The following is a 25,202-nucleotide window of genomic DNA, read 5'->3' on the forward strand; positions in this document are numbered from 1 at the left end:
ATTAATTATTTGAAAATGCATAAGAATAAGAATAGCGATTTCTCCATTGATTATCCATGGTAGCCCACCGCCCTCCTCTCCTGTTCAGCCTCATGGTGATCTCCTTCCTGGTCTTCCCCTCCACCGCCATATACTCGTTTGAAGGTGTCCCGCTCGGGATCACGGCACAGGGGGCTGTCCAGGGGGAAATTGTTCAGACGTGGAAGATGGGAATCGGGGCTCCGCCATACACCCATGACTTCACGCTCGAGAGCCAGCCGGTATTCGCACGGGTCTACACCGGGGTCTGGGGCGGGACTGAACAGTACACCGGCTGGGTCCAGGTTGAGATCAACGGGAAAAAGCAGGAGCGCATCACGCTCTACGGCAAGGACGATATGTCCGAAGGAGTTTATGTCTCCGGCCACGGGGTGTACTGGCTTGCTGCCGAAGCAACCGGCCTGGTCAGGAAAGGGGAAAACACGGTGACGGTCACCACCTCCCGCGGTGAGCCAAACAACAAGCTCGATGGCAGGGTCTACGGTATCCTCGTCATAGCGCTGCTCGAGACCGGTGAGGGGACCGTTATCCAGTACTGGATTGCCGAGGGAAACGAGAACCTCCATGGAGAGGGATGGGCCGGGACCAGCCCGACCCGTCACGATTCATGCGCCGTGACCTTCGGCAGGGTGGCTCCCGGGGATATCCGCTCGGCTGAACTGTCCGCGGTCCTCCTCGCCTCCACCAGGGGCCAGCCGGACTATATCACCTTCAATGGCATGGATCTCGGAGTTCCGGCAGCTCCTGCGGCAGACTACCTGCCGGGCGCCCGCGATATCGGCAACGAGCGGTCGCTTGATGGCTCTGGCGGACAGGGTGTCGACAGCCGCTACACGGATTTCGAAACCTTCGAGGTCACGCCACTCATCAGGGAGACCAACACGGTCATCTTTGAGCTGGGGCGGGATCTCGACGGGGATGGGATGATCACGACCACCGGTCTTCTCTCCGAAGGCGAGGACTATATTCACCCGGTCCTTGCCATGCTCACCATAAGGCGGGAGAGCGGGGATTACCCGGCCGATCTTTCAGTTGACCCGATCACCGTCACGAATGCCTATGAGGGTGAGCGTGCGACCATCAGTGCCATCATCAGGAATACCGGGCTCGTTCCTTCCGGGCCGGCGGAAGTGGTCTATGCGGTTGATGACACACCGGTCGAAACCCGGCAGGTGGCGATCGGGTACCGGGGAATCCAGGAGGTGCAGGGAACCTGGATGGCGACACCCGGGGACCATACCGTATCAGTCTCAGTCACCGTCGCCGGGGATCCAGATCCCTCCAACAACCGGGCGTCCCGTTCCCTCAAGGTGGGAAGCCTCCCTGACCTCTCGGTCTCGCTGGGTGACCTCGAACCTTCCGGGATGACCGGCTCCCGGGATATCCCGTTCCCGATGACCGGCGCCTGCGCAGAAGTCCTCGTCCTGGCCTGGTGGCTGAGGCGCAGGCAGGCGCCCCCGAACCTACTCACCTGCCTCATCCTGGTGTCCGGGATCTTTGCCCTGGCCCTGGTCCCGGCCGCCTCGGGAACAGCCAGCGGGATCTCGGCAGTGTCGGTCCCGGTCACCATCAGGAACAGCGGCGGGAGTGATGCCCCAACGTTTATCCTCACCTTGTACCTGGACGGCGAGAAGGTGACAGAGCACGAGGTGACGGACGGCGTCCCGGCCGGAGGGGAGGTAACAGTGCGGGTTCCGGTCTTCGCCCTGCCCGGGAGTCACACCCTGCGGGTGGTAGCGGATGAACGGGGCACCATCCCGGATAACAACCGGTTAAATAACACTGCAGAGCGGGTCTATGCATTTCCCTGATGTACTGCTGTCCGGGGTGGTCATCGCGTTCGTCCTCCTCATCCCTCCCGGTGCAGCCACATATGCCGGGGACAACACGCTGCGCCCGGCTTTCCTGGAAACGGTCGTTGGCGGGTACTCTTTCGTGCTCGGGAACGGCACCTACAGCGGCATACTGGAGCCCGGGTCAGCCTATGAATCAACCCTCCTGCCTGAGGTCCCGGCTGGATCGAGTCCCTTGTACCACCGCATCTATGTCTACTGGTCCTGGAGCAAGCGCGGGCAGGCGGCAATCTTTCCTGGGATCGGTGTGCAGTCAGTGCCAGAACGGCCAGGGTCTGCGCCCGTGTTCCGGGACCGTTTCATTGATAATAAGGGGTTTGCCAGCCAGAACGATTTCTATTCAGGAATGGACACCTACGAGTTTCCGGCCGGCACCGACCTCCGCGTTCCCTTCACCATCCGGATCCTGAATACCGGCAGCGAGGGGGAGACCTTCACCATCCAGGGTATCGGGTTCCTGGCCGTCTACACTATCCCGGGAGGCAGGGAGCGGGTTATCCAGGTCATGGAAGGGGCCGACCTCCTGTACAGCCGCTACGGTATCACCCCTGAAATGGCAACAAGCAGGGTTGAGTTCCCCCTCCCCCTTGCCATCGATCGCGTTGAGGACGCCGAGCTCTTCCTTGTTGCCCCTTCCGGAGGCTATTCTCTCACCGGAGTGCCGGAGATGAACCGGCTGTTTTTCAACAGGGGAGACGAGGGTGCTGTCCCGCTCGTGCTGCGGCCTGTTGTGCATATCCTGTTTCCCTCCTTCTCCGGGAAGACCTGGACTGACATCTTCACGGCCACGGAGCTGCAGCAGATCGGGATAGACCGGCGGGAAGTAAAACCGTTTCTCCGTGCAGGCGGGAACCGTGCAGAGGTACAGGACAACGGGGACTACCTCCAGCTAACCAATGCGGTCCTGGAGGTGACCTATGGCGGCAGATGACGGTGCGGTCAGCCTGCGGGGGGTCTCAAAGCAGTACAGCGCTACGGTAAGCGCACTCCGGGAGGTCACGTTCTCGGTTGAGAATGGCGAGTTCGTGACCATTGTCGGGCGCAGCGGGAGCGGGAAGAGCACCCTCCTCTACATCATCGGAGGGCTCGACTACCCGACTGCCGGTGAGGTCTGGGTCTCGGGGTCGCCCACCAATTACCGCGACCATGCGGCACTGGTCAGGCTGCGCCGGGAGAAGGTCGGGTTCGTCTTCCAGCAGTTCAACCTCCTCCCGGCCATGACCGCGGCCGACAACGTCGCTTATCCCCTCCTGTTCCACCGCAGGCCCCGCGTAGAGCGGCAGGCCCGGGCACAGGAGCTGCTCGACCTGGTCGGCCTCGCCGACCGGGCAGGGCACTACCCGGCTGAACTCTCAGGCGGTGAGCAGCAGCGGGTGGCTATCGCGAGAGCGCTTGTGGCAAGCCCCCCGATCGTGCTCGCCGATGAGCCGACCGGGAACCTCGATTCAAAGACCAGCCGCGGGATCTACAGTCTCCTCCGTGAAGTGAACCAGGAACGGAACACCACGTTCCTGGTCGTGACCCACGAGCGGGATCTTGCCGGCTTCTCGGACCGGAGTATCGAGCTCCTGGACGGGAAGGTGGTGGCATGATTGCCGATTATGCAGCAATCGCGATCCGGCACCTCTGGAAGAAGCGGCTCCGGTTTTTCATGACCGTGCTTGGGATAGCAATCGGGGTCGCTGCAGTGATCGGGACGATCTCCCTTGGGGAGGGGATCCGGTATAATGCTGTCGAGACCATCAAAACACATTCGGACCTCACGCTGGTTACCGTCCAACCGGAAGTCAGGGGGAGCACGGTCCAGCTGGTGACCGGTTCACGGATTGCCGAGATCCGCACGTTTCCCCACGTGGTGAGCGCGGAAGGGATCACCCGCGATACTTATGCAACGGCCCGCCAGACCTTTATCCCGGTGATGGGCATCGATTCGTCCGAGGAGGGAGGGCTCCTCAGCTTCAGGTATTCGCGGGGCAGGCCGTTCTCGCCCGATACCCGCGAGGTGGTAGCCGGCTACCGTCTCGGCGAGAAACTCCAGCGCTACGAAGGGATCCGGATCATGGACCGGTTTACCGTGACCATCCGGGAGTACGATGCATCCGGGAGACCGCGTGACACCGCGCTCGATCTCTCCCTGGTGGGAGTGCTCCAGGAACGGGGTGATGCGATTGACGAGACCCTCATTGCCGACCGGGGCACGGTTGTCGCTTCGCGGACCGATGCCCCGTCTTATGACGGGATCCTGGTCCGGGTCGATTCCCCGGAACGGGTCGCCCAGGTGGTGGACAGTATCCGGGGGCTCCAGCTCGGGGCGACCGGTGCATTCGAGCAGATCGAGTCGGTCAACCGGCTGATGGATATGGTGGTCCTGTTCCTGGCCCTGTTTGCAGTCATATCGCTCGTTGTCGGGGCACTGATGATCATGAACACCATGATGACGTCGATCTACGAGCGGGTCCGGGAGATAGGGATCACCATGGCGGTCGGGGCGTCTGACCGGGACGTGATCGCACTGTTCCTGACCGAGTGTTCCATCATTGGGGCCACCGGGGGAGTGCTCGGCTGCATCTTTGGCGTCTTGTTCACCGCACTGATCAACACGGCAGGTCGATCGTTTATCCTCTCGCGGCTGGGAGACGAGTTTGCCGTGCTCTTCGGAACCGAGATCGCCCGGGTGACTCCCGGCCTTATCCTTGCAGGGCTCGTGGTCTCGGTCCTGCTCGCCGTGCTTTCCGGCCTTTACCCTGCGGTGAAGGCTGCACGGCTCAACCCGGTGGAGGCTATCCGGTCGGGCAGCTGACCGTATGGGGTGGTAATAAGTTATGGAAAGGATGGAACAAACCAGAACGAACGAATGGGATGGGCGGAGTATCCGGATCCTGGCATCCGCGATGCTGATCGCGCTCTTCACGGTTGTGGTTGCGGCTTCGGCTGATCCATACGTGGGGGGCATGCCGCTCGAGACGGTCCAGACCGGGGTGGTATCAGGGGATCTCTTCATGGATGCCACTGTGCCCTCATTCGGCCAGGCCACGGTCACCAAGTCGTTCCTGCTCCCGGAATATTCCCGTATCCAGTGGGCTCGGCTGTACGTGGTTGTCTACTGTGGGCACATGCAGAATAACTATAACGGCACAGTGAGGGTCTCTTTCGACGGGAACGGTGACGGGACCTACGAGACGGTGCTTGGCACCGAGACTCTCGATGTCCCGTTTACCTACCTGGTCGACGGCGGACCTGGATACGTGGTGGTGAACAGCCAAACGACCAGGGTGACGAGCGACTACCTGATGTGGTACGATGTCGCGAACCGGATCAGCTCCCGGAAACCCGGGGTGCGGGTGGAGGTCGCCAAGCTCAACCCAAGTTTCGATGGAAGGATCAAGGCCGTCACCCTGGTTGTTGCCTACGATGACGGGGATGACGATCAGGTCTGGTACGCGGTAAACCAGGGGCATGATACCGACACCTACTACTCAGATGACATTCTGGGCGAGGACTACCGGGGCGAGACCTCGTTTGATACTTCCGGGGTCTCCGGACCGATCGAGAAGGCAACGCTTTATGTCAACCACCTTTCCAGCCAGGACGGGTTCTACCGGTTCAACGGAGAAGACCTTGAGGGTGGCCAGAACCAGGGAGCCTATTTCGGCTCCAATCGCTGGGATGTGACCGGGGAGGTCAGAGGCGATGGAGAGAACCTGCTGACCTATGACCGGGCCGGTGGCACCGGACCAGGTTTTGGAGGCCAGTTCTACAAGATCATCATTGCCTCCCTGACCATCCGGCAGGGTAACGAACCGGAGGAGCCTCCTGAGGAAGAGCCGACACTGCCCCCTGCCGCCGGCACTGCACCCGGGGATCCCGGTACCGGGGAGGTCGTTGCGGATGGAAAGGGGTACTTTGGCCGGACCATCCCGGTATCGTTAACCGGGATGGTGAACGGGAGCGTGCAGGTCATCGAGACCAGCGATTACTCGGGGCTTATCCCGGTGGGGGATTCGAAGAATTACACGCTCCGTGTGCCACTGGCCACGGGTGATGCGGTACGCCTCGCCCGCCTCTACACGTACACGACCTGGGGCCACGATGAAAAAAGGCGGGAAGGTCGTGCGGCTCCGCTGACCTTGCAGTATGGGAGCAGCACAGTCCCTCCTGTGGCACAGTACTCTGACCGGAAGGGGTTCGGGATCTACGATTATCCTGTCGAGACCTTCGTCTACGATGTCCATGAGATCCTGGACAGCGGGGGCAACTATACCTTCTCGGTTGGAAATACAGGAAAAGGCAACGAGGCTTTTGCAGTCTACGGCCTGCTGCTCGTGCTTGCCACCGAGATCGAGGGAGGGACTCCCACCCGGTACTGGATCGCAGAGGGTAGCGATGTGCTGCTGGCCGGCACGGAGTTCCAGACCAGCTCCGAAGATGCGACCACGGTCTTTCCTTTTGAGGCGGTTCCCGCAGCTCTTTCAGCGGCAAGGCTCTACCTGATCAGCACCGCGGCATCCGGAGAGCCGGATGACGAGAACCGGATCACCTTCAACGAGGCGGAATGGGATAACCTGCTGGTGAACGGTTCAGCGGCGACCAGCATTGCCATGGTTGATGTGCTGGAAAGCATCCGTCCCGGCTTCAACGAGGCCACGATCCAGAGTCACCTTACCCTGAAACGGGGGGACTACCTGGAGAACCGGGGGGCGGTGCTGGTTGTGGAACCGGATGACGGACAGCCGGCATCCATCCCAGTCACCAGGCAGGACACGGTCCGGGTGACGAGGACGGTGGCTCCTGCGGATGTGACACCTGCTCCTGCTGGCGGTGAGGAGCGCCCGGGCTTCTTCCAGTACCTTTTCCGGCTCATCTTCGCCCCGGTCATGCCTGCGACAACGGCACCTGCGGCCGGGGAGAGACCCCCTGTTGCCGCGCTCTCCTCCCAGGTCGACCTTACCATCTTCACCGATCCCGAGGGTGCCCGGGTCAAGGTGAACGGCGTTGAACAGGACGACCTGACCCCGGTTATCGTGGCGGTACCCCGGAACGAGACCCAGGAAGTTGTGGTCATGCTGGACGGCTATGATCCTTACCGCACAGCGATAATTCCTGCCACGGATTCCGACCTCCACATCGTCTTTACCTCCTTTGTCCCCCCGTACATACCCGTGCAGGAACCAGGGCTGTCCCACGCCGGACATCTGGGCGGGGTCTATGTCACTTCCTATCCCTCTGAGGCCACGATCATCATCGATGGGCGAAAGACCGACAAGGTCACTCCCAGCGTGATGTACGGGCTCCGGGAAGGTTATCATACGGTCGGGGTGGAGAAGAAGAACATGGTGTTTCCCGCTCCACTGCGGGTCGCTGTATCTCCCGGGACGATTATCCCGGTCTCCTTCATGGAAGGGCCCGGGTATTCCCGGATGGTGACGGTTGAAAGCGACACTTATGCAGGTGCATCCTTCACTGTGAACGGGCGGGGACCTGTCCGCGAGATCCCTGACGAGGTCGGGATCGAGGGGACTCCGGCCTATATCGTCATCTTTTCCGAAGGCTCGTTCATATCCCGGGTCATCCCCCCTTTCCTCGAGAGCGGTGGAAGCCTGCTTATCCGGCCAAGTCCGCAGGACCGGGAGGCGCTTTCCGTGGTGGTTACCTCAGAGCCGAACGGAGCAGCAATCTTCTTCGATGGTTTTTCGACCGGATCCACTACACCGGCCGTGATAGAGAACGTCTCGCCGGGCCTGCATCGCGTCATGGTCCAGGCGCCGGGCTACCTTCCCGGAGAACGGGACCTGATGGTCACCGATATCATCGCCGACCTGATCGATGAGCGGGTATTCATCAGGCTCGAGGAATATCCCCATGGCAGCCTGAACCTGACCAGCAGTCCGCCCGGTGCCCGGGTATACCTCTCGGGCCGGAACACGGGCGAGCGGACCCCGGTCACCATAACGTCCCTTCCCATCGGCTTCTACAGCGTGCGGCTGGTGGGGGCGGACGTGTCCCGCACCTACGATGTGGTCATGGGAGCCGGGGAGGAGAAGCGGGTGCATGCGGTGTTCCCGGAGTGAACCGGGTCGCAGAATACCGGGGTCATGACTGCACCTCGGGGCAACCTCACCTTTTCATCCCGGCCGGAGGTTTCGAGCGGCAGAATCAAAGCCCCGGCGTCTCATCCAGGCGATCATGTTGCTCCGGCATACTTATTCTGCAAGGGGTAACCTTCCTGGAGACCATGAAGATGGAAGGGAGGGGCCAGTTCCTCTTTCGGGCATGCGGAAACTGGTACGCATGATCCCCGATCTTCCCGGTGGAGTGCATGTCCGGTTCCCGGGCAGCGGAGAGGAGTGCTCTGTGACCGTTCATCGTCCATGGCCTGGTGTACAGCGAAAAGCTCCTCCCTTTCGGTCCAAAGACTGTTATGGTATCGCTCTTCTCCGGCCCCCCCTCCTGCCAGGTTCCCATTGTTCCATTGCGGGATACTCCATGGCTTTCCGTTACCCCCACCGGCACCTGTTGCAGCCGTAAGCGTCAGCCTCCCTGGCAGACCGCCATATCGCCCGCACGTTTGGTGATACGATTGCAGGAAAACAAGAAGGATGGCACGGACCTGTGGGGATATCGACCGGTATATAGGGGACACGTCGTTTCTCTCCACTCATGAGCGGCGTGAACTCGACCGGAAGAACTTTTATGCTTCCGCTATGGTGTTGTTCCCGCTCATGAATGCCGTCATCGGTCTTGCATGTGACCCGGTCCCTGCCCGGAACGCAGGAAGGCCCTCAACACACCGGGAGATCTTCACCCTGTTGGTCCAGGCCCCTGTCATCGATACCAGGGAATCAAGGGCAGATGTCCCGCCTTGGTCTCGCAAACGGTACCGGCTTAAACAGGAACACGGAGCGATCGATCCCTGCTACCTGGTGGACACCCTGGATATGACAGAGACCATCCGGATATTCGTGGAACGAAAAAAGAGGACGGTCCCGGGTGGAGATGTCCCGGAGACCGGAGGACTTCTGAAGGTTATATCCGGCGTATTTCCTGAAAATAGTCAATAACCAGCCTTTTCCTGGAGATCTTCACAGATTGCGTATGGCGGCGTTTGCCTGGTTTGATCGATGAATTACCCAAGGCCAGGAAGACCGCCTCTGGAAGCGCAATAAAGAGCATCTTTTTGGAGCGGTTTTAAGGCTTGTTTATTGAAAACAAAAGAATATAGGAGATTTTTCCTCATGGGTCAGCGCAACTGCCCATGGAACTGAGCCTGACAACTGGTGCACCGGAAAACAGAGCCCGTATAGGGCTTTTTTTGGGTGAAAAAAAGGGGATCGGGAGGTGGATCCCAGGGGCACCCCATCACCCACGGAGCTTTGGAGAATAAGATGGAAGTCCTCTTGTTGTCTGGCATCCCGCATCCTGCCAGCTTCCTTTCCCAGGTTCAGTTTCCATGGTATGACCCCTGCAGGGCATTGCACCTGGCGGCGGCCCGGACCCGGTCTTCAGGCAGGATTTTGCCGTGGACCGCAGTTTGCCAGTGCGGTCGTAACAGGAGATCCGGTATCACCCCGGGAGCGCTCACCGTTGGCACTCTCCCATCGAGGGCCGGGACTGCACCTGGATTACCAGGAACTCAATTTTTCTCGAACGAAACGCATTTGAGACTGCCGGGTCACATGATGCGCTCTTCCCGGCGTGAAACGGGACAGGCCCTGCGGAGGGGGTGCCCGGTATGTACGACCTATTCAAATACGCGTTCTTTTCAACCAGCAGCGGTTCCTGCTTTGCGAACGGTAACTACTCATTCTAGGCTATGCCTTCTTGTTTCGTTGGGTTCATGACCTGCGCACAATACGAGAGCCGGACTGATACTGCGGACGTCTAGCAGGAGATCGTAGCGGCTGAGGCACCGGGTGATTATACAATCACCCTCATCTTCACGGGAGGGGTCGTATGAAGCCGAGTACAGCAGGAACTGGTACAGCCGTGCTTGTCGCACCCCTGGTTGCCCTCGCCCTCCTCGCCATCACTGCTTTCGCCGCTGACTCATTAACCATAACCGGCGAGATCTCATCTGCCCCTGCACGGTGGCAGCCTTTACTGGTTCTCCGCCTTCCGGCACCGTTCTCCTCACTGTTGCGTTCACGGACCAGTCCACGGGCACCATCACGTCATAGGCCTGGGACTTCAACAACGACGGGATAACCGACAGCAACGTGCAGAACCTGAGCTGCACCTATGCCACAGCCGCCACCTACACCGTGAAGCTCACGGCCACTGGTTGGGCGGGACAAACAGTCAAGTTAAAAATTCTCTTCTCTCTGGTGTGCATATGCTGATAACTATTAATACTTATGTGGGAGATAAGCAGATTACCAATCAAAAGGTGGCATTATGAAGACTGGTAAGTGTACGGTATACTCTCAGTATTTGGCACAACTCCCAATTTTTCTCATTCTCACCCTCTGCCTTGTTCCCTGCATCTCTGCAGACGAATACGTAGGAGGGATCCCACTCACCACGGTCCAGTCCGGTACCGTCTCCGGAGGGCTCTATGTTGATGCAGAACTTCCTTCGTGGGGATCGATGGATGTTACCAAGACCTTTGCATCCATCCCTTCTGTAGATGATATCGAGTGGGCCCGGATTTATGTCGTGGTCTATTCCGGGCACATGCAGAACAACAACCCGGGCAATGCAACTGTCTCGTTTGACGGGAGTGGCGATGGTACATCATGGACTGTTATGGGTACCGAGACCCTTGATACCCCGGGAGGCTATACCTACCCGGGCGAGGGCGGCACGGGCCCTATCACGGTCAACGATCACTGCAACCGGGTAACGAGTGACTACCTGATGTGGTACGATGTTACATCCCTGATAGCTTCCCAAACACCAAAGGCCCGGGTAGTGACCGAAAAAACCGATGGTAGTAGTTTTGACGGTCGGATCAAGATGGTCACTCTTGTTGTCGCTTACAACGATGGGGATACCGATGAAGTGTACTACTGGGTGAACCAGGGGCATGACGTGGATTCTTATCTTGCTGATGACGCTGGCATGCCCTACAGCGGGCAGTCAATATTCGACCTGGGTTCTCTATCGGGAACGATCGAGTCTGCGACGCTCACGGTCAATCACCTTGCCAGCACAGACGGGACCTATGCGTGGAACGGGAACCAGGTTCCGACCGATCCCTCCGGGGGAAATTCCCAGGGGGCATTCTTTGGGTACAACACATGGGACCTGACTTCCATGGTCCTTCCCGGCGATTTAAACAACCTCACTTATGACCGGATCGTCAACTACTACAAGATCCCGCTCGCTGCCCTTGAAGTGAGGATGGAGTCCACGCCACCCGGTGACCTCGAGGTCACGTTCGTGAACCCGGTGACAGGGAATGTCTTTGCAAAAGAACCGAACACCGTCCGCATCACCGTGAAGAACAACGGGGCCAACCCGTCCCCTCCAACAACGGTGCGCCTCACTTCCTCGGACGGGTTTGACGGCAGCGGCGACGTCCCCTCAATCGCCGCGGGGCAGACGACCATCGTCTCCGTGACCGATACTACCGTGCGAAACCTTGCCGGTGGGACAGTGACGTACACCGCCATGGTTGACCCTGACAACCTCGTCCTTGAGACAAACGAAGAGAACAACGAGAAGAGTAGCACCGAAAAGGTGGTCCGATATAACGGTTACAAGGGAGCTCGCTACTGGGAAGGAAAAAGCGACCTGCTCACCTCCCGGACCTTTGATCTCCACGGCGGGCTCCTCTTCTCCTCCGGGAACAGCGCGTACAGGGCCGGTGGCGTGGGAGGGTCTGGGTGGTCTTCCTATACAGTGACCTGGACCGGATCCGACCTCCCTCTCCCACCTGGCGCAACGGTCCGGGAAGTGAGGCTGTACGTGCCCTATACATGGGACGATTCGCAGCAAGTCCCGGACCACTTCAACCTCACCTTCAACGGGGAGGTAATGGCCCACGAAGCACACTATACCGACCAGAGCAACTTCGGGGGCTATGCGAACCACCTGTATGGTTTGCTTGCCTACAACGTGACACAATGGTTTGACCCGGCAGGAAATACGGCGTTGCTTTCCAAGGATAACATCGATACCAATGTCGCCATGTACGGCCTGACCCTTGCCGTCGTCTACGAGGACTCCTCTGCTTCCCGGAAACAGGTGTTCCTGAACGAGGGCTTCGACATCCTTGGCGCGGACGAGACCCAGTACGGCACCACGCCGGAGGAGGCTACCGCGTACCTCCCGTTCTCCGGGATGACTATATCCCCGGAAGAAGCGTCTGGCGCCTTCCTGACCACCTTCGTCCCGTCAGGAAACGGGCCTGAAGGGGACCTGCTCTGGAACGGTGTTACCATCAGCAACAGTGTCTGGGACTACGGTCCACTCACCGGGACGCAGGTCGCGGTGGATACCCGTGATGTTCTGACATTCCTGGCAGGGAGCAGGAATGAGGCTGGTGTCCGATCAACCGCCGGATCGACACCGGTAATGGCTGCGAGCCATGCGTTTCTCGTGGTCGAATACCCATATACACCCCCGGTCGCCCAGTTCACGGCCAACACCACGTCCGGGACGGCACCGCTGACCGTCGCGTTCACGGACCAGTCAACCGGGACCATCACCTCCTATGCCTGGGACTTCACCAACGATGGAGTGGTGGACTCAACGGATGAGGATCCTGTCCACACCTACCCCTCAGCCGGGACGTATACAGTGAACCTGACCGTTACGGGACCTGGCGGTTCGGACAGCGAGGTGAAGACGAACTATATCACCGTAACTGCTCCTCCCGTAGCCCCGGTTGCCCGGTTCACGGCCAACACCACGTCCGGGACGGCACCGCTGACCGTCGCGTTCACGGACCAGTCAACCGGAACCATCACCTCCTATGCCTGGGACTTCACCAACGACGGCGTTGTGGATAGCACGAGCCAGAACCCGGTCCACAACTACCCCTTAGCCGGGACGTATACGGTGAACCTGACCGTTACGGGACCTGGCGGCTCGGACAGCGAGGTGAAGACGAACTATATCACCGTAACTGCTCCTCCCGTAGCCCCGGTTGCCCAGTTCACGGCCAACACCACGTCCGGGACGGCACCGCTGACCGTCGCGTTCACGGACCAGTCAACCGGGACCATCACCTCCTATGCCTGGGACTTCACCAACGACGGAGTGGTGGACTCAACGGATGAGGATCCTGTCCACACCTACCCCTCAGCCGGGACGTATACGGTGAACCTGACCGTTACGGGACCTGGCGGCTCGGACAGTGAAGTGAAGATCGACTATATCGTCGTGAATGAAGCAGGGATGCCCGATCTGACCGTTGTATCGATCATTCCCAATAGCGGTGCAGGAAACGACCTCTTCGCCGCTGAGCCGAACGATGTCATGGTGAGCGTGGGGAACAGCGGAACGGCCGATGCCGGTGCATTCACCGTGAGCGTGGACATTGGTGGAGCAGTTCAGACCGTTGATGTCACCGGCCTCGCCATGGGAGCATCAACGACTGTAACCGTGCCCGATACGGTTCTCCGAAGTGGCGGGGAGAGCGTCACCATCACGGCGACCGCGGATTCTGCCGGGATGGTTGAAGAGTCGGACGAGACCAACAACACTGCATCGGTACAAAAAACGGTGTACAACAACGGTTACAAAGGCAAGCGCTGGACCGGAGGAGATGATCTCACAACCCAGCTCTCGTTTGACGGGCGCTACGGGCTGCTCTCCTCTCCCGGCACCACCGCATACCAGGGAGCGAACTGGGTTGAAACGACTGCTGTCTGGTCAGCGTCCGATCTCCCGGTCCCACCGGGAGCGACCGTTGTGAGCGCCCGCCTGTACCAGGGATACGCCTACAACAAGATGGGAACCGATCCTGCCTGTACCCTGTCCCTGAACGGGGTTACAGTACAGCCGGTTGCGACCTACAAGGATCGCAAGGGCTTCGGGTCCTTCGATTACCCCTACGGCCTGTATGTCTACGATGTCACAGGATCGTTCAACACAACGGGCAATAGCATGATCATCGCCCCTGAGGCAGGGAATGATTACGGCATCTACGGTGCTTACCTCGTGGTGGTCTATGAAGACCCACTGGAGAGCTGGAAATCTATCCGGATCAATGACGGGTTCGACATGATTTATTCCCGGGCGTCCTACTCCGTGAACGATACCGAGGCGACGGTGTATGCACCGTTCGCCGGCATCGATACGGGCGGGGTGGAGAGAGCGACAATGATCGCGATCCTTGCCAGCGCCGCGGATGCAGACAAGAGTGCCTTCTTCTTTAACGAGCAGGAATATCCCGGGTTCTGGCCAGATTATCTCACTGCTCCGCAGATCGGGTTCTCTGAATATGATGTCACCGGTGCACTGGTGAGCGGTAACAACGAAGCCCGCCTGCAGAGCCGGGACCCGGGCAGCAGCGGTGATAACATGTATGCGATGAACTGCATCCTCGTGATCGAGTACGAGGAACCTGCCCCGGTCGCCCGGTTCACGGCCAACACCACGTCCGGGACGGAACCACTGACCGTCGCATTCACGGACCAGTCAACCGGGACCATCACCTCCTATGCCTGGGACTTCACCAACGACGGAGTGGTGGACTCAACGGATGAGGATCCTGTCCACACTTACACCTCAGCCGGGACGTATACGGTGAACCTGACCGTTACGGGACCTGGCGGTTCGGACAGCGAGGTGAAGACGAACTATATCACCGTAACTGCTCCACCCGTAGCCCCGGTTGCCCAGTTCACGGCCAACACCACGTCCGGGACGGCACCGCTGACCGTCGCGTTCACCGACCAGTCAACCGGGACCATCACCTCCTATGCCTGGGACTTCACGAACGACGGCGTTGTGGATAGCACGAGCCAGAACCCGGTCCACACTTACGCCTCAGCCGGGACGTATACAGTGAACCTGACCGTTACGGGACCTGGCGGCTCGGACAGCGAGGTGAAGACTGGGTGGATAACCGTTTCTGCAGGTGCAACCGGGACCCTGTATGTCGCATCAGTGCCGTCAGGCGCTGAGATCTATATTGACGGCGTGCTGAGCGGTACCACGAACCAGTTCGTCACGGACATTCCAACCGGCAACCGGAACATCACCCTGGTCAAATCCGGATACCAGACCAAGACGGTCTGGGTCGATGTGCCGACCGGCATTAAGGTGCTTGCGCCGATAACTCTGACCCCTGGTGGCGGACCTGCAGATACCGGTACCCTGTATATCGCATCAGTGCCGTCCGGCGCTGAGATCTATATCGACGGTGTGCTGAGCGGTACCACGAACCAGTTCGTCACGGACATTCCAACCGGCAACCGGAACATCACCCTGGTCAAATCCGGATACCAGACCAAGACGGTCTGGGTCGATGTGCCGACCGGCATTAAGGTGCTTGCGCCGATAACTCTGACCCCTGGTGGCGGACCTGCAGATACCGGTACCCTGTATATCGCATCAGTGCCGTCCGGCGCTGGATCTATATCGACGGTGTGCTGAGGCAGTACACGAACCAGTTCGTCACGGACATTCCAACCGGCAACCGGAACATCACCCTGGTCAAATCCGGATACCAGACCAAGACGGTCTGGGTCGATGTGCCGACCGGCATTAAGGTGCTTGCGCCGATAACTCTGACCCCTGGTGGCGGACCTGCAGATACCGGTACCCTGTATATCGCATCAGTGCCGTCCGGCGCTGAGATCTATATCGACGGCGTGCTGGGCGGTACCACGAACCAGTTTGTCACGGGTGTCCCGGCCGGGACCCGGAACCTGACCCTGAACCGGTCCGGCTACCAGCCAAAGACGGTCTGGGTTGATGTACCGGCAGGCCTGCAGATCCTTGCGCCCATTGATCTCGACCGTATCTAATTTAAACAGGAATCAAGAGCGAGGGTCCAACCCGGGCCCCATCTCTTTACCAAGGCCGGAGAGTAATTTTAAGGGATTCAATACCGGTCACGACCAATGAAAACACCGGATTGATGAAAAAGAGGTTGGGATAGTAGCTATTTCTTCTTCTGGGACCACAGGACAAGAACGCATCCAACAACTCCTCCAGCGGCGACCATCCATGACAGCGGAGCGTTGGTGGGTGGACTAGCGGCCGGTGCCTGTTCCGGGGTTACGAGCGCTTTGTTGTACTGTATGACGTCCGGCAAAGAATCAACGCCGGGGAGGGACTTTGGGAAATTGGTGAAGATAACCCGCCTGGCAGGCACACCCCTGTCGCGAAGTGTCTCCTCAAGGCCTTTTGCCAGTTCTCCTGATTGCATGTTCTCGATGACGTACTTCACTTCCCGGTACTTGTCGGGGTTGTTGCCGATATCGTCAACAACCTTTACCGGGGTGTACTTTCCTCCCATGTAGAAATCAGGGCCATAGAAGGTCACGATGTTAAGCCCGAGCCAGTCTGCAGCGTCCTGCTGCCAGACCATAACAATGACATCCTGCCCTGCAATCAGGGATCGTTCCGCTGGAGAAAGGTCGGCTGCATCTATCTGTGCAAGGTAATCGTTCAGCCGTGTTTCGTAGTAGCTCTTGTTCGCGGGGTCCGCAGCGACCAGCCATCCTGCCACTTCACGGGAGAGAACCTTTGCCCCCGGCGGAGTGTTCCAGGTCATGGAGGGATCCTTCAGCGTGACCCATTCCACGGTACCGTAGTTGTTGGCGGCCATGAAGTCCGTGACATAGGGCATCACATAGGACTGGTCGACCGAGCCGTTATGGGCGATGAAGAGGTCGGCATTGCGGATGAAGTCTTTCTGCATCTGGATGCGGTTGGGGATGATGTCGGTCTGCATGTGGGGGCAGATGGTCGGGTCGGCGATGTAGATGGCCTCGACCTTTTCCCCGCCGATATACTGGACAGGGTCCCAGAGGACGGAGGTCGTGGAGACCACGTTGAGCGCGTTCACTCCCGGTACCACAAGGAATACCATGAGCATTAAAGAGATTATACGAATAGTTCTCATATGGGAACTATTTGTGAGAAATTGTTTAAGAGTTTCGAAATGTTATCCGGTGCCGCTTCGGGAGAAAAATTGAGGAAAAATTCCCTAGCGCCTGCGGGATCCAAGGGCGATGAAACCACATGCCAGGGCCGCTGCAACCGAAAGGATGCCGCTGAAAGGGGCACTGGTTGGTGCCGGTGCAGCTCCGGGCTGTTGCTGCGGTGTGACGAGGCCTTTATTGTAACGGATAACGTCCGGTAACGAATCAACTCCGGGAAGGGATTTTGGGAAATTGGTGAAGATGACCCGTTTGACAGGGATTTTGTGGTCACGGAGGGCTTCTTCAAGGCCTTTTGCCATCTCGCCCGACTGCATGTTCTCGATGATGTACTTGACGTCCTGGTATTTCCCGGGGGTGTTGTAAAAATCGTTCACAACGGCTCTCGGAGTGTATTGCCCCCGCTCGTAAAAGTCCGGAGCATAAATGTTGACCATATCCAGACCCAGCCACTCGCCGGCCGCTTCTTTCTGCCAGATCATGACTACCGCGTCCTGCCCGGAAATCAGGGATCGTTCCGCTGGAGTAAGGTCGGCTGCATCTATCTGTGCAAGGTAATCGTCCAGGCGTGCTTCGTAGTAGCTCTTGTTCGCGGGGTCCGCAGCGACCAGCCATCCCGCCACCTCGCGGGAGAGGATCTTTGCTCCTGAGGGGATGTTCCAGATCATGGAGGAGTTCTCCAGGGTGACCCATTCCACGGTACCATATCTGTTGGCGGCCATGAAGTCCGTGATATAGGGCATCACGTAGGACTGGTCGACCGAGCCGTTATGGGCGACGAAGAGGTCGGCATCGCGGATGAAGTCTTTCTGCATCTGGATGCGGTTGGGGATGATGTCGGCCTGCATGTGGGGGCAGATGGTCGGGTCGGCGATGTAGATGGCCTCGACCTTTTCCCCGCCGATGTACTGGACAGGGTCCCAGAGGACGGCGGTCGTGGAGACCACGTTGAGCGCGCCCACCCCGGGTATTACGCATATGATTAGAATTAAAAATAAAACCGCACTTTTCATAGTTAGGAATAAATGTGAGGAATCGTTTAAGATTTTCGAAATGTTACCCGGCGCTTGGGAGATAGGATCACCGCCATGATGAACACAATAGAGAGGAGGACGGCGGTCAGGGGGGCAACGGGCATAGAATATTCAAGCCCGGCCAGTGCACCGGAGATACTGATGACCGCGGCAACAACCGGGGCAACGATAAACATTGCCGAGAGCCGGTAACAGAACTGGAGGGCGATTGCCGCCGGTGTGACCAGCCAGACATAGAGTAGGAGGCCCCCGATGATGGGGAGGCAGAGGGATACGGTCAGGGCGATGACGAAGAGCATGGCATAATAGACCGGTTTTACCCGGATGCCGACCGATTCAGCGATCCTCTTGTTGAAGATGATGCCGGTAATCTCCTTGTAGAGTACCACGATGAAGACCACCGCCACCACGCAGATTATGGCTAGAAGGTAGATCTCTTCCCTGTAAAGGGAGATAACGTCCCCGAAGAGTAGTCCCATGGCCGAAAATCCCCGACCGAGCGTCTGCATGTAGGCGATGAAGAAGATGGCCACGGCCATGCTGATCCCGAAGAGCAAACCGAGGGCCGTATCAGGGGAAACACGGGCCTTGTCCGACAACGGGCCGATGAGAAAGGCCACGCAGACGCCGGCCAAGATCGCACAGACCGTTGAATTGAGAGAGAGAAACATCCCCACTGCCGCTCCGCCAAAGGCGGCATGCGCCATGGTGAACCCGATGGACGAGATCTGGACCTGGGTAATGATGACTCCGAGAACGGCGCAAGCAATAGAGGCAAAGAACATGGCCTCCACCGCGTGGCAGACGATATTGTTCTGGATAAGAAATTCAAGCATTGAGAGGGACGCTCCCGGCACTCCTGATGATACTGCCGACTTCCGATGGGAGGCACTCCCGGTCCAGGGAAATCTTTCCGTCATGCATCACCACCACCCTGACCGGGCGGTCAGGCAGGTCATCGAAGGCGTGCGAGACGATCACCACGGTGATCCCGGAAGCGACCAGCCGGGTGAGCAGGCTGTTGATGGCTTCCCGGGCAAACATGTCCAGGTTGGAGAACGGCTCGTCCAGCAGCAGGATCTCGGGATGGCGGGCAAGGTTCTGGGCCAGCAGCACTTTCTGCTGCTGCCCACCGGAGAGCTGCCCGATGGGCCGACTGGCGAGGTCTTCGATCCCAAGCAGGTGCAGGGCTTCTTCCACCGCTTCGCGGTCTTCCTTCCCCGGTTTCCGGAAGAGCCCGATTATCCCGAAGCGGCCCATCATGACCACTTCCCCTACCGTGAACGGCGTCAGCGGGTCAAAGGCGAAGTTCTGGAGCAGATACCCGACGCGGCACCGTACCTGTATCCCGTCACCCCGCACATCATGTCCGCATACGGTGGCCGTTCCATGGGTTATGGGGAGCATCCCGTTGATGGTCTCGAGCAGGGTGGTTTTGCCGGCCCCGTTAGGTCCGCCGATTACCACGAATTCGCCCTTCCCGATAGAGAGAGAGATGTCGGTCAGGGTCGGACGATCCGCTCCTTCGTAGGCGGTGTAGACGTTCCTGAGCTCGATGAGGGGTGCAGCCTGGGGCATTGCTCTTTTCAGGATAATGAAACGTCAAAGAGCTCTTCATCGCGCAGGTGGTACATCTCTTCGGCAACAGCCTCGATGGCAGCCTCGTAGTCCATGTCCTTTCTCGGGAGGGGGAACGGGTGCGGGGTGATGGTGAGGCGTTTTCCATCGGCCGTGAAGGTGCAGCTGATGGTCTCCGAGGGGATGATCTCAATGTTCCGTTTCCCTAGCGTGCACCCGCTTCCGAGCTGGACGCCATCGGCCAGGCAGGACTGGGGCGGGGTGCCACTGCATCGCACCTCGGCTTTCATCCGGAACGGATCGTCGCAGAACGCGTTACGGACGTACTTGCCGATGCGGTAGCCGACCACGATATAGGGGCCAAGGTGCCCGTGGAAGGCGGCAAGGTCGGCTACAGAGAACTGGGGATCGATATTATAGAATTTACAGTGGGAATGAGTATTGGCATCCATATACTATAATCTGTAAAGTGATATTTAAAATTAGGCGGATCAGAATTGGTATGAAATAAATATAATCATTTTATACACCTTATCAGATTATATTACAGGAATAGTGGGGGGCAGCAAATGGCTGAACAGCATACTGTACACGGGGTCATGGAGGCAGACCAGTACGATGGTCTCATCAGGAGCATCGTGCCTGTCCAGGCCCTTTTACTCTCATCCATAATCGATTACCTGCCGACAGGTTCGCAAAAGATTCTCGAACTGGGGTGCAGTACAGGAATCCTTACTGAAATGATCCTGGGCAGGTATCCCGATGTGGAGATAACCGCCATCGACCTGTCACCGGAGATGCTGGCAATAGCGTCGGAAAAACCAGGTCTCGGAAGAGCCAGGTTTCTTGTGCAGGATCTCCGGGATTCCTGGCCGCAGGAATGCTACGACGCCGTTGTCACGTCACTTTGTCTCCATCATGTTCCGCGCGAGGACCGCATAGCGGTTGCCAAGAGGGCTGCCCAGGCGCTGGCACCGGACGGGCGTTTCATCTGCGGGGATATCTTCCGGGCCAAAGAAGACTGGGAAGAACGGTTGCTGGTGGAGGCCTGGTGCCGGGGCATGAGACTGGCCGGGACTCCGGACGACGTTATCAGGGGGATGATCGCCCAGCGGGCGAAGCACCTGCCTACCTTCACCACGGTTGCGGAATTCCGCGATATCGTCGCGAGGTCCGGGTTTAACCGTGCGGCTATCCCGTTCACCTCAGGGTTTGTCGGGATGGTGGTGGGGTTTTCGCCGGGAAAATGAGGATTATTGGCGATGCGGAAAAAGGACCTACAGACGCCGGGGACGGATGTCCTGTTCCAGGTCGTGGGAGGCTCCACCGCAGAAGGATCCACAGGCTCCGGGTGTGGATGTGATTCGTCTCCAGCAGTGCCCGGACCCTGTCTTTCTCCCGCGGTTTTTCCCGGCCACTGCTGATACTGCAGGTCCATTGTCCCCCTGATTCCGGTCAGTTCCCTTCTTTGTGTCGGGCAGGCACCGCCGGTCCCTGCCCATGGTCCGGGCATCCCCTATCCCTGGTAATGGTTCCATTGTCCTTGTCCACTGTTCATTCCAGGTGGTTGATACAGATTAATGTGATTATTTCACACGAAATCAATAAGGCTTAATACGAACCAGGATACATCTCCTTACGGGGATGATTTTCTCCTTGAGGAGATCTCCTCACAACCGACAACTATCGCTGTATATATAATGACGTTTCCCGGGACCGGTAGGGGAAGCCGGTCCCAGGGTGCATTTTTTTAACGATCTGTTCAGGGGATCATCTGTTCATAATGCTACAGGCATGTTCGGTCATCTTAATGTTTATTACTCATAAACATATCCGTATGAATAAGGTGCAACTCACCGCTGGTGAGAGCACCTGGCACCCGCGGATCACCTCTGCGTCTCGCGGACCATGCATGCTCGTATCAGGAGCTGAACCATGGAGAAGACTGAGAAACCAAAAGCGCCCGGATCAAAAAAAGGGAAACCAGTGGCGGTAAGTACAACTCCCGGAACCGCACCGGTGAAGCAGGCAGAAGGTGTGAAGAAGCGGCCGGAGAAGAAGAAGGCCGTTTCCACACAAATAAGCCCGGCAGGAGATGTGACAAAACCTGCATCTCCGAAGAAGTCCGTGTCTGCACCGCCAAAAACGACCAAGAAACCAGCCTCACCCACAGCAGCGGGATCTGCAGGGAAAACGGTAAAGAAAAAAGTTACCTGATCATATCCTTTCCTCCCTGCCCGTCCCCTCTTTTTCACCAGGAGGCAGGACTGCCCCGGCACCATTCCCGTTCTCCACCAGCGGCCTCCTGTTCCAACATCCTGGTCCCGGCTGATCCGGTGTGTCCTGGATCTCCGTCATGCCATGCGGTACAGGGAACCTTCCGGCACCCTGCTCCCACCGGGCAGCATTCATGCTGGCAATGAATTACCCGGAGCGGGGAGCCAGGGGAGAAACGTTCCTGCTCTCAATGAAGGAAACGGGGCGAGATTGAAGATCCTTGAAGGATTATTGTGGGGAGTCATAACTATTCACACAGAAACAACAAATCTTATTACCCTAGAGAACAAGTATTCCCCGAGGACGATTTCAGGCAGAAATCTCCTCGGAAAGAAAGCACCATCACTCGAAAACAGAAGATATGCCGGGCCGGGACGGGGGAGCCTGGTCCCGCACGTTTTTCAAGTTGGTTCTCGGACATCTCCCGGGCAGATTCACGGTTTATGAACAGACTGTCCCCGGAGTATCTTTCCTGTTCTCGACTGCCTCCTCTCAGGCAGCCCCATCCCAATAGAGCTCAAGAAGATGCAGGACGGTCCTGGTATCAGGACCGGTCTCTTCTCCCTATCTCATCGTGGATCTGCTGCATCCACGCGGGGATCCTGACTCCTTCACGCGGATAGAATTCGCTGGCGTAAGGCTTGATATCGATTACCGGGCTGCCGTTGATGGCGTCAAGGCCGGTGACCCTGAGCACGTTTCCTTCCCGCTGCACGAGGCGGACAACGGTGGTGAGAACGGGGTTAGGCCGCGCCGGGCTGCAGGTGCTGAAGATCCCCACTTCGGGAAAGTCCTTTCTCCCCATCGGGTGCACCCGGGTCAGTGTGCGGCGTTCACCGGGAACGGCATGTGCCCAGTAGAGGACGACCAGGTGGGAGTATTCTTCGATGCCGGTGAGGATGTCCTCCAGGTCTTCCCGGATCACGATCTCGGAGACCTCGGTACCGGTACTCCGGGAGCGTTCAACCATGGCCGCATGACTGCCCTGCAGGGATAGGCCGTCCTTCCCGGCAACCAAGGTGGGCTTGGTGATGTTGTTGTGGACCGTTCCGACGGGGTGAAGGGTGATGGGGCGGGGTTCAGGACGAGGGTTGTGCATGGTGTTCACACTGTTATCATATTACGTTGGAATTAATGCATCATTTGGTAAGTGATCAATTCACCTGGAAAAAAGGGAAGATCAGGAAGCAGCCACACCGAAGTCCCGAACCAGGATCTGGCCGGACGAGATGGACTTATGTGTCTGCTTGTCGATGATGTCGTAGGTCAGGTAGTCGCCTGCTTCAATAGTAAATGCAGCGGCGGCACCATCGGGTTTCCAGCCAATTGCTTTCCGATCAATGTTGCCAGAGGAATAATATGTGGTTGTCCACTGGCCATAATCTGCATGAAGCACAAACTTAGAACCAGGCGCAATCAGACTCTTCTTATCCGGGAAACCTCTTATGTACTGAGCCCAGCTCCTTGAGAAATCTGACTCAATAAAGGATTTATTCCCAATAGTGACCTGGATCATTATTTGGTGTCTTTGAATTACTAATCAACGTTTTCTCATGAGCATATTTCAGGCTCCCGAGATGGATCTCAATGTTGTTCAGGTTGATACCATCTCCACCCATATGCTCAAAGATTACATAGATATCAGCAGCCTTATCAGCAACAGGGTTTGGAGCCATGTTGTTTATTGTGTTTGTATCATACGCCTCGTTCACCACAATCTCATTCGCTACAAGGCTCGCCTGCGGCGCCTTCCCGGTTCCTCCGGCAAGTCCACCAGCAAACCCAGAGACCACCGCAGCGATGATGATCGTGACGACGAGCATGAGCATCACGCCGACAACCGGCGAGACCGCATCATCTTTTTTGGCCATATGTTTCATCTTTCTTCACCCCTGGAGCGTGATTGTCGTGTCCAGGATGTACTTCCCGGATGGCACATGGAGCCACTTGATGTCAACAGGACAACCTTTCCGGATGCATTCATCAAGGATGTTGCATGCAACATTGTGTGCATCCGTATCAGCTGGATACATATCCGTTTCAGCAACGAGTCCTAAGAATGAGGCAGTCCCTGCCTTCTTGTATGTCCGTGCAACCTGTCCGGGCTTGAATACATATTCACCGAACCATGCGTTCGAAGGATCTTGTGTTCCAATTTCTGTTTGTGTCTTATAAACGGGATTTGTCCCAGTCAGATTCTCATTTTGCCGGTCCATTAAGTATGGAATCCTAGCATATCGAATAGTTGAAGCTCCTGGATTTGCCATTAGACTAAATTGTGAGCTCGCAGTTTGTTTATGCTGAACTACAGTCCTGTTCGGAAGCGTCAGGTAAGTGATGATCTCGATATCCTTCGTTGGAATGGGGTCACCACTTAAGTGTTCGAAACTGATGTCAAAGTTGTTTTTATCAAGATTCACTCCATTCGTGTCAAACCCGTACCCCGTCTTCACCTTGATGCTGGCCTGCGGCGCGGTCTTTGCTCCTCCGGCGAGTCCTCCGGCAAAACCTGAGACGACAGCGGCGATGATGATGGTGACGACAAGCATCAGCATCACACCGACAACCGGCGAGACCGCGTCATCGTTCTTTCTGTGTTGTTTTTTCATCGTTCATCCCTCCTCAGGAGCTCGCCACCCCGAAGTCCGGTACGGCAATCTGCCCGGAGCAGATGATCTTCTTGCTGTTCTTGTCGATGATGTCATAGGTCAGGACGTCGCCCTTCCCGATCGGGAACGGGTAGTCCCCGCTTTGCTGGAGCCACATCACCCGGTTTTCTCCTCCCGCATTCCGCGCCCCATAATCGGCGTGAAGGACGAACCGGTCGCCTGGCTTGATGACTACACTCGTCCGGTCAGGGTACTTCTCGAGATACTTGGTCCAGCCTTTACTCCATCCGGGTATATCCGCCTTGACGCCAATCGTCCCGAAATTACCCTGCGATGTAACAAGGTCCGGTCCGGCCTGTGGCGTGAGCGCTCTGGAAACGAGCGATCCCATCTGTGGCTCGCTCAGTTTGCCGAGGTGGATCTCTATGGTGTCGAGGTTGAGCGAATCGCCGCCCATGTGCTCGAAGACCACGTAAATGTCAGCTGCGGGGCCCGTATCTCCCTGGTCAGGTCGCCACTGGCCCTGACCCCATGCATTGGTCATCCCGGAGGTTTCCACAGTATCGACAATTCCCCTCGCCACAAAGTCTGTCGCAACAATTGACGCCTGCGGCGCTTTCTGGTTGTCACCAGCAAGCCCACCTGCGAATGCACTCACGACCGCGGCAATGATGATCGTGACGACGAGCATCAGCATCACGCCGACAACCGGTGATACCGCTTCATCTTTCTTGATTCTGTCTTTCATCTCTC

At 57.8% G+C, this 25,202-nt stretch carries 22 protein-coding genes and 4 pseudogenes; 15 read left to right on the plus strand and 11 right to left on the minus strand.

The window, feature by feature from the left end; all coding sequences use genetic code 11:
* Positions 1-56: 56 nt before the first annotated feature.
* The 12 genes and pseudogenes from IPI71_08015 to IPI71_08070 all read left to right on the plus strand — a co-directional run bounded on the left by IPI71_08015 (position 57) and on the right by IPI71_08070 (position 15,811).
* Positions 57-1,850: a DUF3344 domain-containing protein gene (locus IPI71_08015; GenBank protein QQR70603.1), complete on the plus strand. Its 1,794-nt coding sequence runs from the start codon at positions 57-59 to the stop codon at positions 1,848-1,850.
* On the plus strand, positions 1,837-2,823 hold the full coding sequence (locus tag IPI71_08020) for a DUF3344 domain-containing protein (GenBank protein ID QQR70604.1): 987 nt from the start codon (positions 1,837-1,839) through the stop codon (positions 2,821-2,823). Before IPI71_08015 ends, IPI71_08020 begins: the two co-directional genes overlap by 14 nt.
* The gene (locus IPI71_08025; GenBank protein QQR70605.1) at positions 2,810-3,484 is read left to right on the plus strand and encodes an ABC transporter ATP-binding protein; all 675 of its coding nucleotides are present in this window, start codon (positions 2,810-2,812) and stop codon (positions 3,482-3,484) included. The genes IPI71_08020 and IPI71_08025 overlap by 14 nt, the downstream gene beginning before the upstream one ends.
* On the plus strand, positions 3,481-4,692 hold the full coding sequence (locus IPI71_08030) for an ABC transporter permease (GenBank protein QQR70606.1): 1,212 nt from the start codon (positions 3,481-3,483) through the stop codon (positions 4,690-4,692). The genes IPI71_08025 and IPI71_08030 overlap by 4 nt, the downstream gene beginning before the upstream one ends.
* Before the next feature lie 31 nt (positions 4,693-4,723).
* Complete coding sequence (locus tag IPI71_08035) at positions 4,724-7,960, plus strand: DUF3344 domain-containing protein (protein QQR70607.1); 3,237 nt, start codon at positions 4,724-4,726, stop codon at positions 7,958-7,960.
* 528 nt (positions 7,961-8,488) lie between these two features.
* A complete protein-coding gene (locus IPI71_08040; GenBank protein QQR70608.1) occupies positions 8,489-8,950 on the plus strand; it encodes a hypothetical protein in 462 nt (153 codons plus the stop codon).
* 1,333 nt (positions 8,951-10,283) lie between these two features.
* Positions 10,284-11,228 (plus strand): annotated as a pseudogene (locus tag IPI71_08045) (DUF3344 domain-containing protein).
* Positions 11,229-12,407: 1,179 nt separating this feature from the next.
* Positions 12,408-13,190, plus strand: a pseudogene (locus IPI71_08050) (PKD domain-containing protein).
* 42 nt (positions 13,191-13,232) lie between these two features.
* Positions 13,233-13,547 (plus strand): annotated as a pseudogene (locus tag IPI71_08055) (hypothetical protein).
* 813 nt (positions 13,548-14,360) lie between these two features.
* Positions 14,361-14,933, plus strand: a pseudogene (locus tag IPI71_08060) (PKD domain-containing protein).
* 84 nt (positions 14,934-15,017) lie between these two features.
* Positions 15,018-15,437 carry a PEGA domain-containing protein gene (locus IPI71_08065; GenBank protein ID QQR71992.1) on the plus strand — a complete coding sequence of 140 codons (420 nt, stop codon included), beginning with the start codon at positions 15,018-15,020 and terminating at the stop codon, positions 15,435-15,437.
* Positions 15,431-15,811 (plus strand): PEGA domain-containing protein, encoded by a 381-nt coding sequence (locus tag IPI71_08070; GenBank protein ID QQR70609.1) that lies wholly within the window; start codon positions 15,431-15,433, stop codon positions 15,809-15,811. The genes IPI71_08065 and IPI71_08070 overlap by 7 nt, the downstream gene beginning before the upstream one ends.
* Positions 15,812-15,948: 137 nt before the next feature.
* Here IPI71_08070 and IPI71_08075 read toward each other — a convergent pair whose 3' ends face one another.
* From IPI71_08075 to IPI71_08095, 5 genes are all read right to left on the minus strand, one after another.
* On the minus strand, positions 15,949-16,914 hold the full coding sequence (locus tag IPI71_08075) for a zinc ABC transporter substrate-binding protein (GenBank protein ID QQR70610.1): 966 nt from the start codon (positions 16,912-16,914) through the stop codon (positions 15,949-15,951).
* Positions 16,915-16,998: 84 nt separating this feature from the next.
* Complete coding sequence (locus IPI71_08080) at positions 16,999-17,964, minus strand: zinc ABC transporter substrate-binding protein (GenBank protein QQR70611.1); 966 nt, start codon at positions 17,962-17,964, stop codon at positions 16,999-17,001.
* Positions 17,965-17,990: 26 nt separating this feature from the next.
* Positions 17,991-18,821, minus strand: a complete 831-nt coding sequence (locus tag IPI71_08085) for a metal ABC transporter permease (protein QQR70612.1) — start codon at positions 18,819-18,821, stop codon at positions 17,991-17,993.
* Positions 18,814-19,563 carry a metal ABC transporter ATP-binding protein gene (locus IPI71_08090; protein QQR70613.1) on the minus strand — a complete coding sequence of 250 codons (750 nt, stop codon included), beginning with the start codon at positions 19,561-19,563 and terminating at the stop codon, positions 18,814-18,816. Before IPI71_08090 ends, IPI71_08085 begins: the two co-directional genes overlap by 8 nt.
* 8 nt (positions 19,564-19,571) lie before the next feature.
* Positions 19,572-20,015: a formylmethanofuran dehydrogenase subunit E family protein gene (locus IPI71_08095; protein ID QQR70614.1), complete on the minus strand. Its 444-nt coding sequence runs from the start codon at positions 20,013-20,015 to the stop codon at positions 19,572-19,574.
* 117 nt (positions 20,016-20,132) lie between these two features.
* Here IPI71_08095 and IPI71_08100 point away from each other — a divergent pair, with 117 nt between their 5' ends.
* Positions 20,133-20,813, plus strand: coding sequence for a class I SAM-dependent methyltransferase (locus IPI71_08100; GenBank protein ID QQR70615.1), 681 nt, complete (start codon positions 20,133-20,135; stop codon positions 20,811-20,813).
* A 27-nt stretch (positions 20,814-20,840) separates the two neighbouring features.
* Here IPI71_08100 and IPI71_08105 read toward each other — a convergent pair whose 3' ends face one another.
* A complete protein-coding gene (locus IPI71_08105) occupies positions 20,841-21,101 on the minus strand; it encodes a hypothetical protein (GenBank protein ID QQR70616.1) in 261 nt (86 codons plus the stop codon).
* A 397-nt stretch (positions 21,102-21,498) separates the two neighbouring features.
* On the opposite strand from IPI71_08105, the gene IPI71_08110 reads away from it, so the two are divergent.
* Together IPI71_08110 and IPI71_08115 are read left to right on the plus strand one after the other, a co-directional pair.
* Entirely contained in the window at positions 21,499-21,780 is a 282-nt protein-coding gene (locus IPI71_08110; protein QQR70617.1) for a hypothetical protein, read from the plus strand.
* Between the two features lie 144 nt (positions 21,781-21,924).
* Entirely contained in the window at positions 21,925-22,287 is a 363-nt protein-coding gene (locus IPI71_08115) for a hypothetical protein (protein QQR70618.1), read from the plus strand.
* A gap of 97 nt (positions 22,288-22,384) precedes the next feature.
* Here the strand turns inward: IPI71_08115 and tsaA are convergent, their stop codons facing one another.
* The 5 genes from tsaA to IPI71_08140 form a co-directional block, all read right to left on the minus strand.
* The gene (gene tsaA / locus IPI71_08120) at positions 22,385-22,939 is read right to left on the minus strand and encodes a tRNA (N6-threonylcarbamoyladenosine(37)-N6)-methyltransferase TrmO (GenBank protein ID QQR70619.1); all 555 of its coding nucleotides are present in this window, start codon (positions 22,937-22,939) and stop codon (positions 22,385-22,387) included.
* A gap of 81 nt (positions 22,940-23,020) precedes the next feature.
* Positions 23,021-23,236, minus strand: coding sequence for a hypothetical protein (locus IPI71_08125; protein QQR70620.1), 216 nt, complete (start codon positions 23,234-23,236; stop codon positions 23,021-23,023).
* A 94-nt stretch (positions 23,237-23,330) separates the two neighbouring features.
* Positions 23,331-23,720 (minus strand): type IV pilin N-terminal domain-containing protein, encoded by a 390-nt coding sequence (locus IPI71_08130; protein ID QQR70621.1) that lies wholly within the window; start codon positions 23,718-23,720, stop codon positions 23,331-23,333.
* 6 nt (positions 23,721-23,726) lie between these two features.
* On the minus strand, positions 23,727-24,449 hold the full coding sequence (locus IPI71_08135; GenBank protein ID QQR70622.1) for a type IV pilin N-terminal domain-containing protein: 723 nt from the start codon (positions 24,447-24,449) through the stop codon (positions 23,727-23,729).
* Between the two features lie 13 nt (positions 24,450-24,462).
* On the minus strand, positions 24,463-25,197 hold the full coding sequence (locus IPI71_08140; GenBank protein ID QQR70623.1) for a type IV pilin N-terminal domain-containing protein: 735 nt from the start codon (positions 25,195-25,197) through the stop codon (positions 24,463-24,465).
* Positions 25,198-25,202: the final 5 nt, after the last annotated feature.

It is taken from the genome of Methanolinea sp. (assembly GCA_016699325.1).
In the GTDB taxonomy this organism is placed as follows: Archaea; Halobacteriota; Methanomicrobia; order Methanomicrobiales; family Methanospirillaceae; genus UBA9949.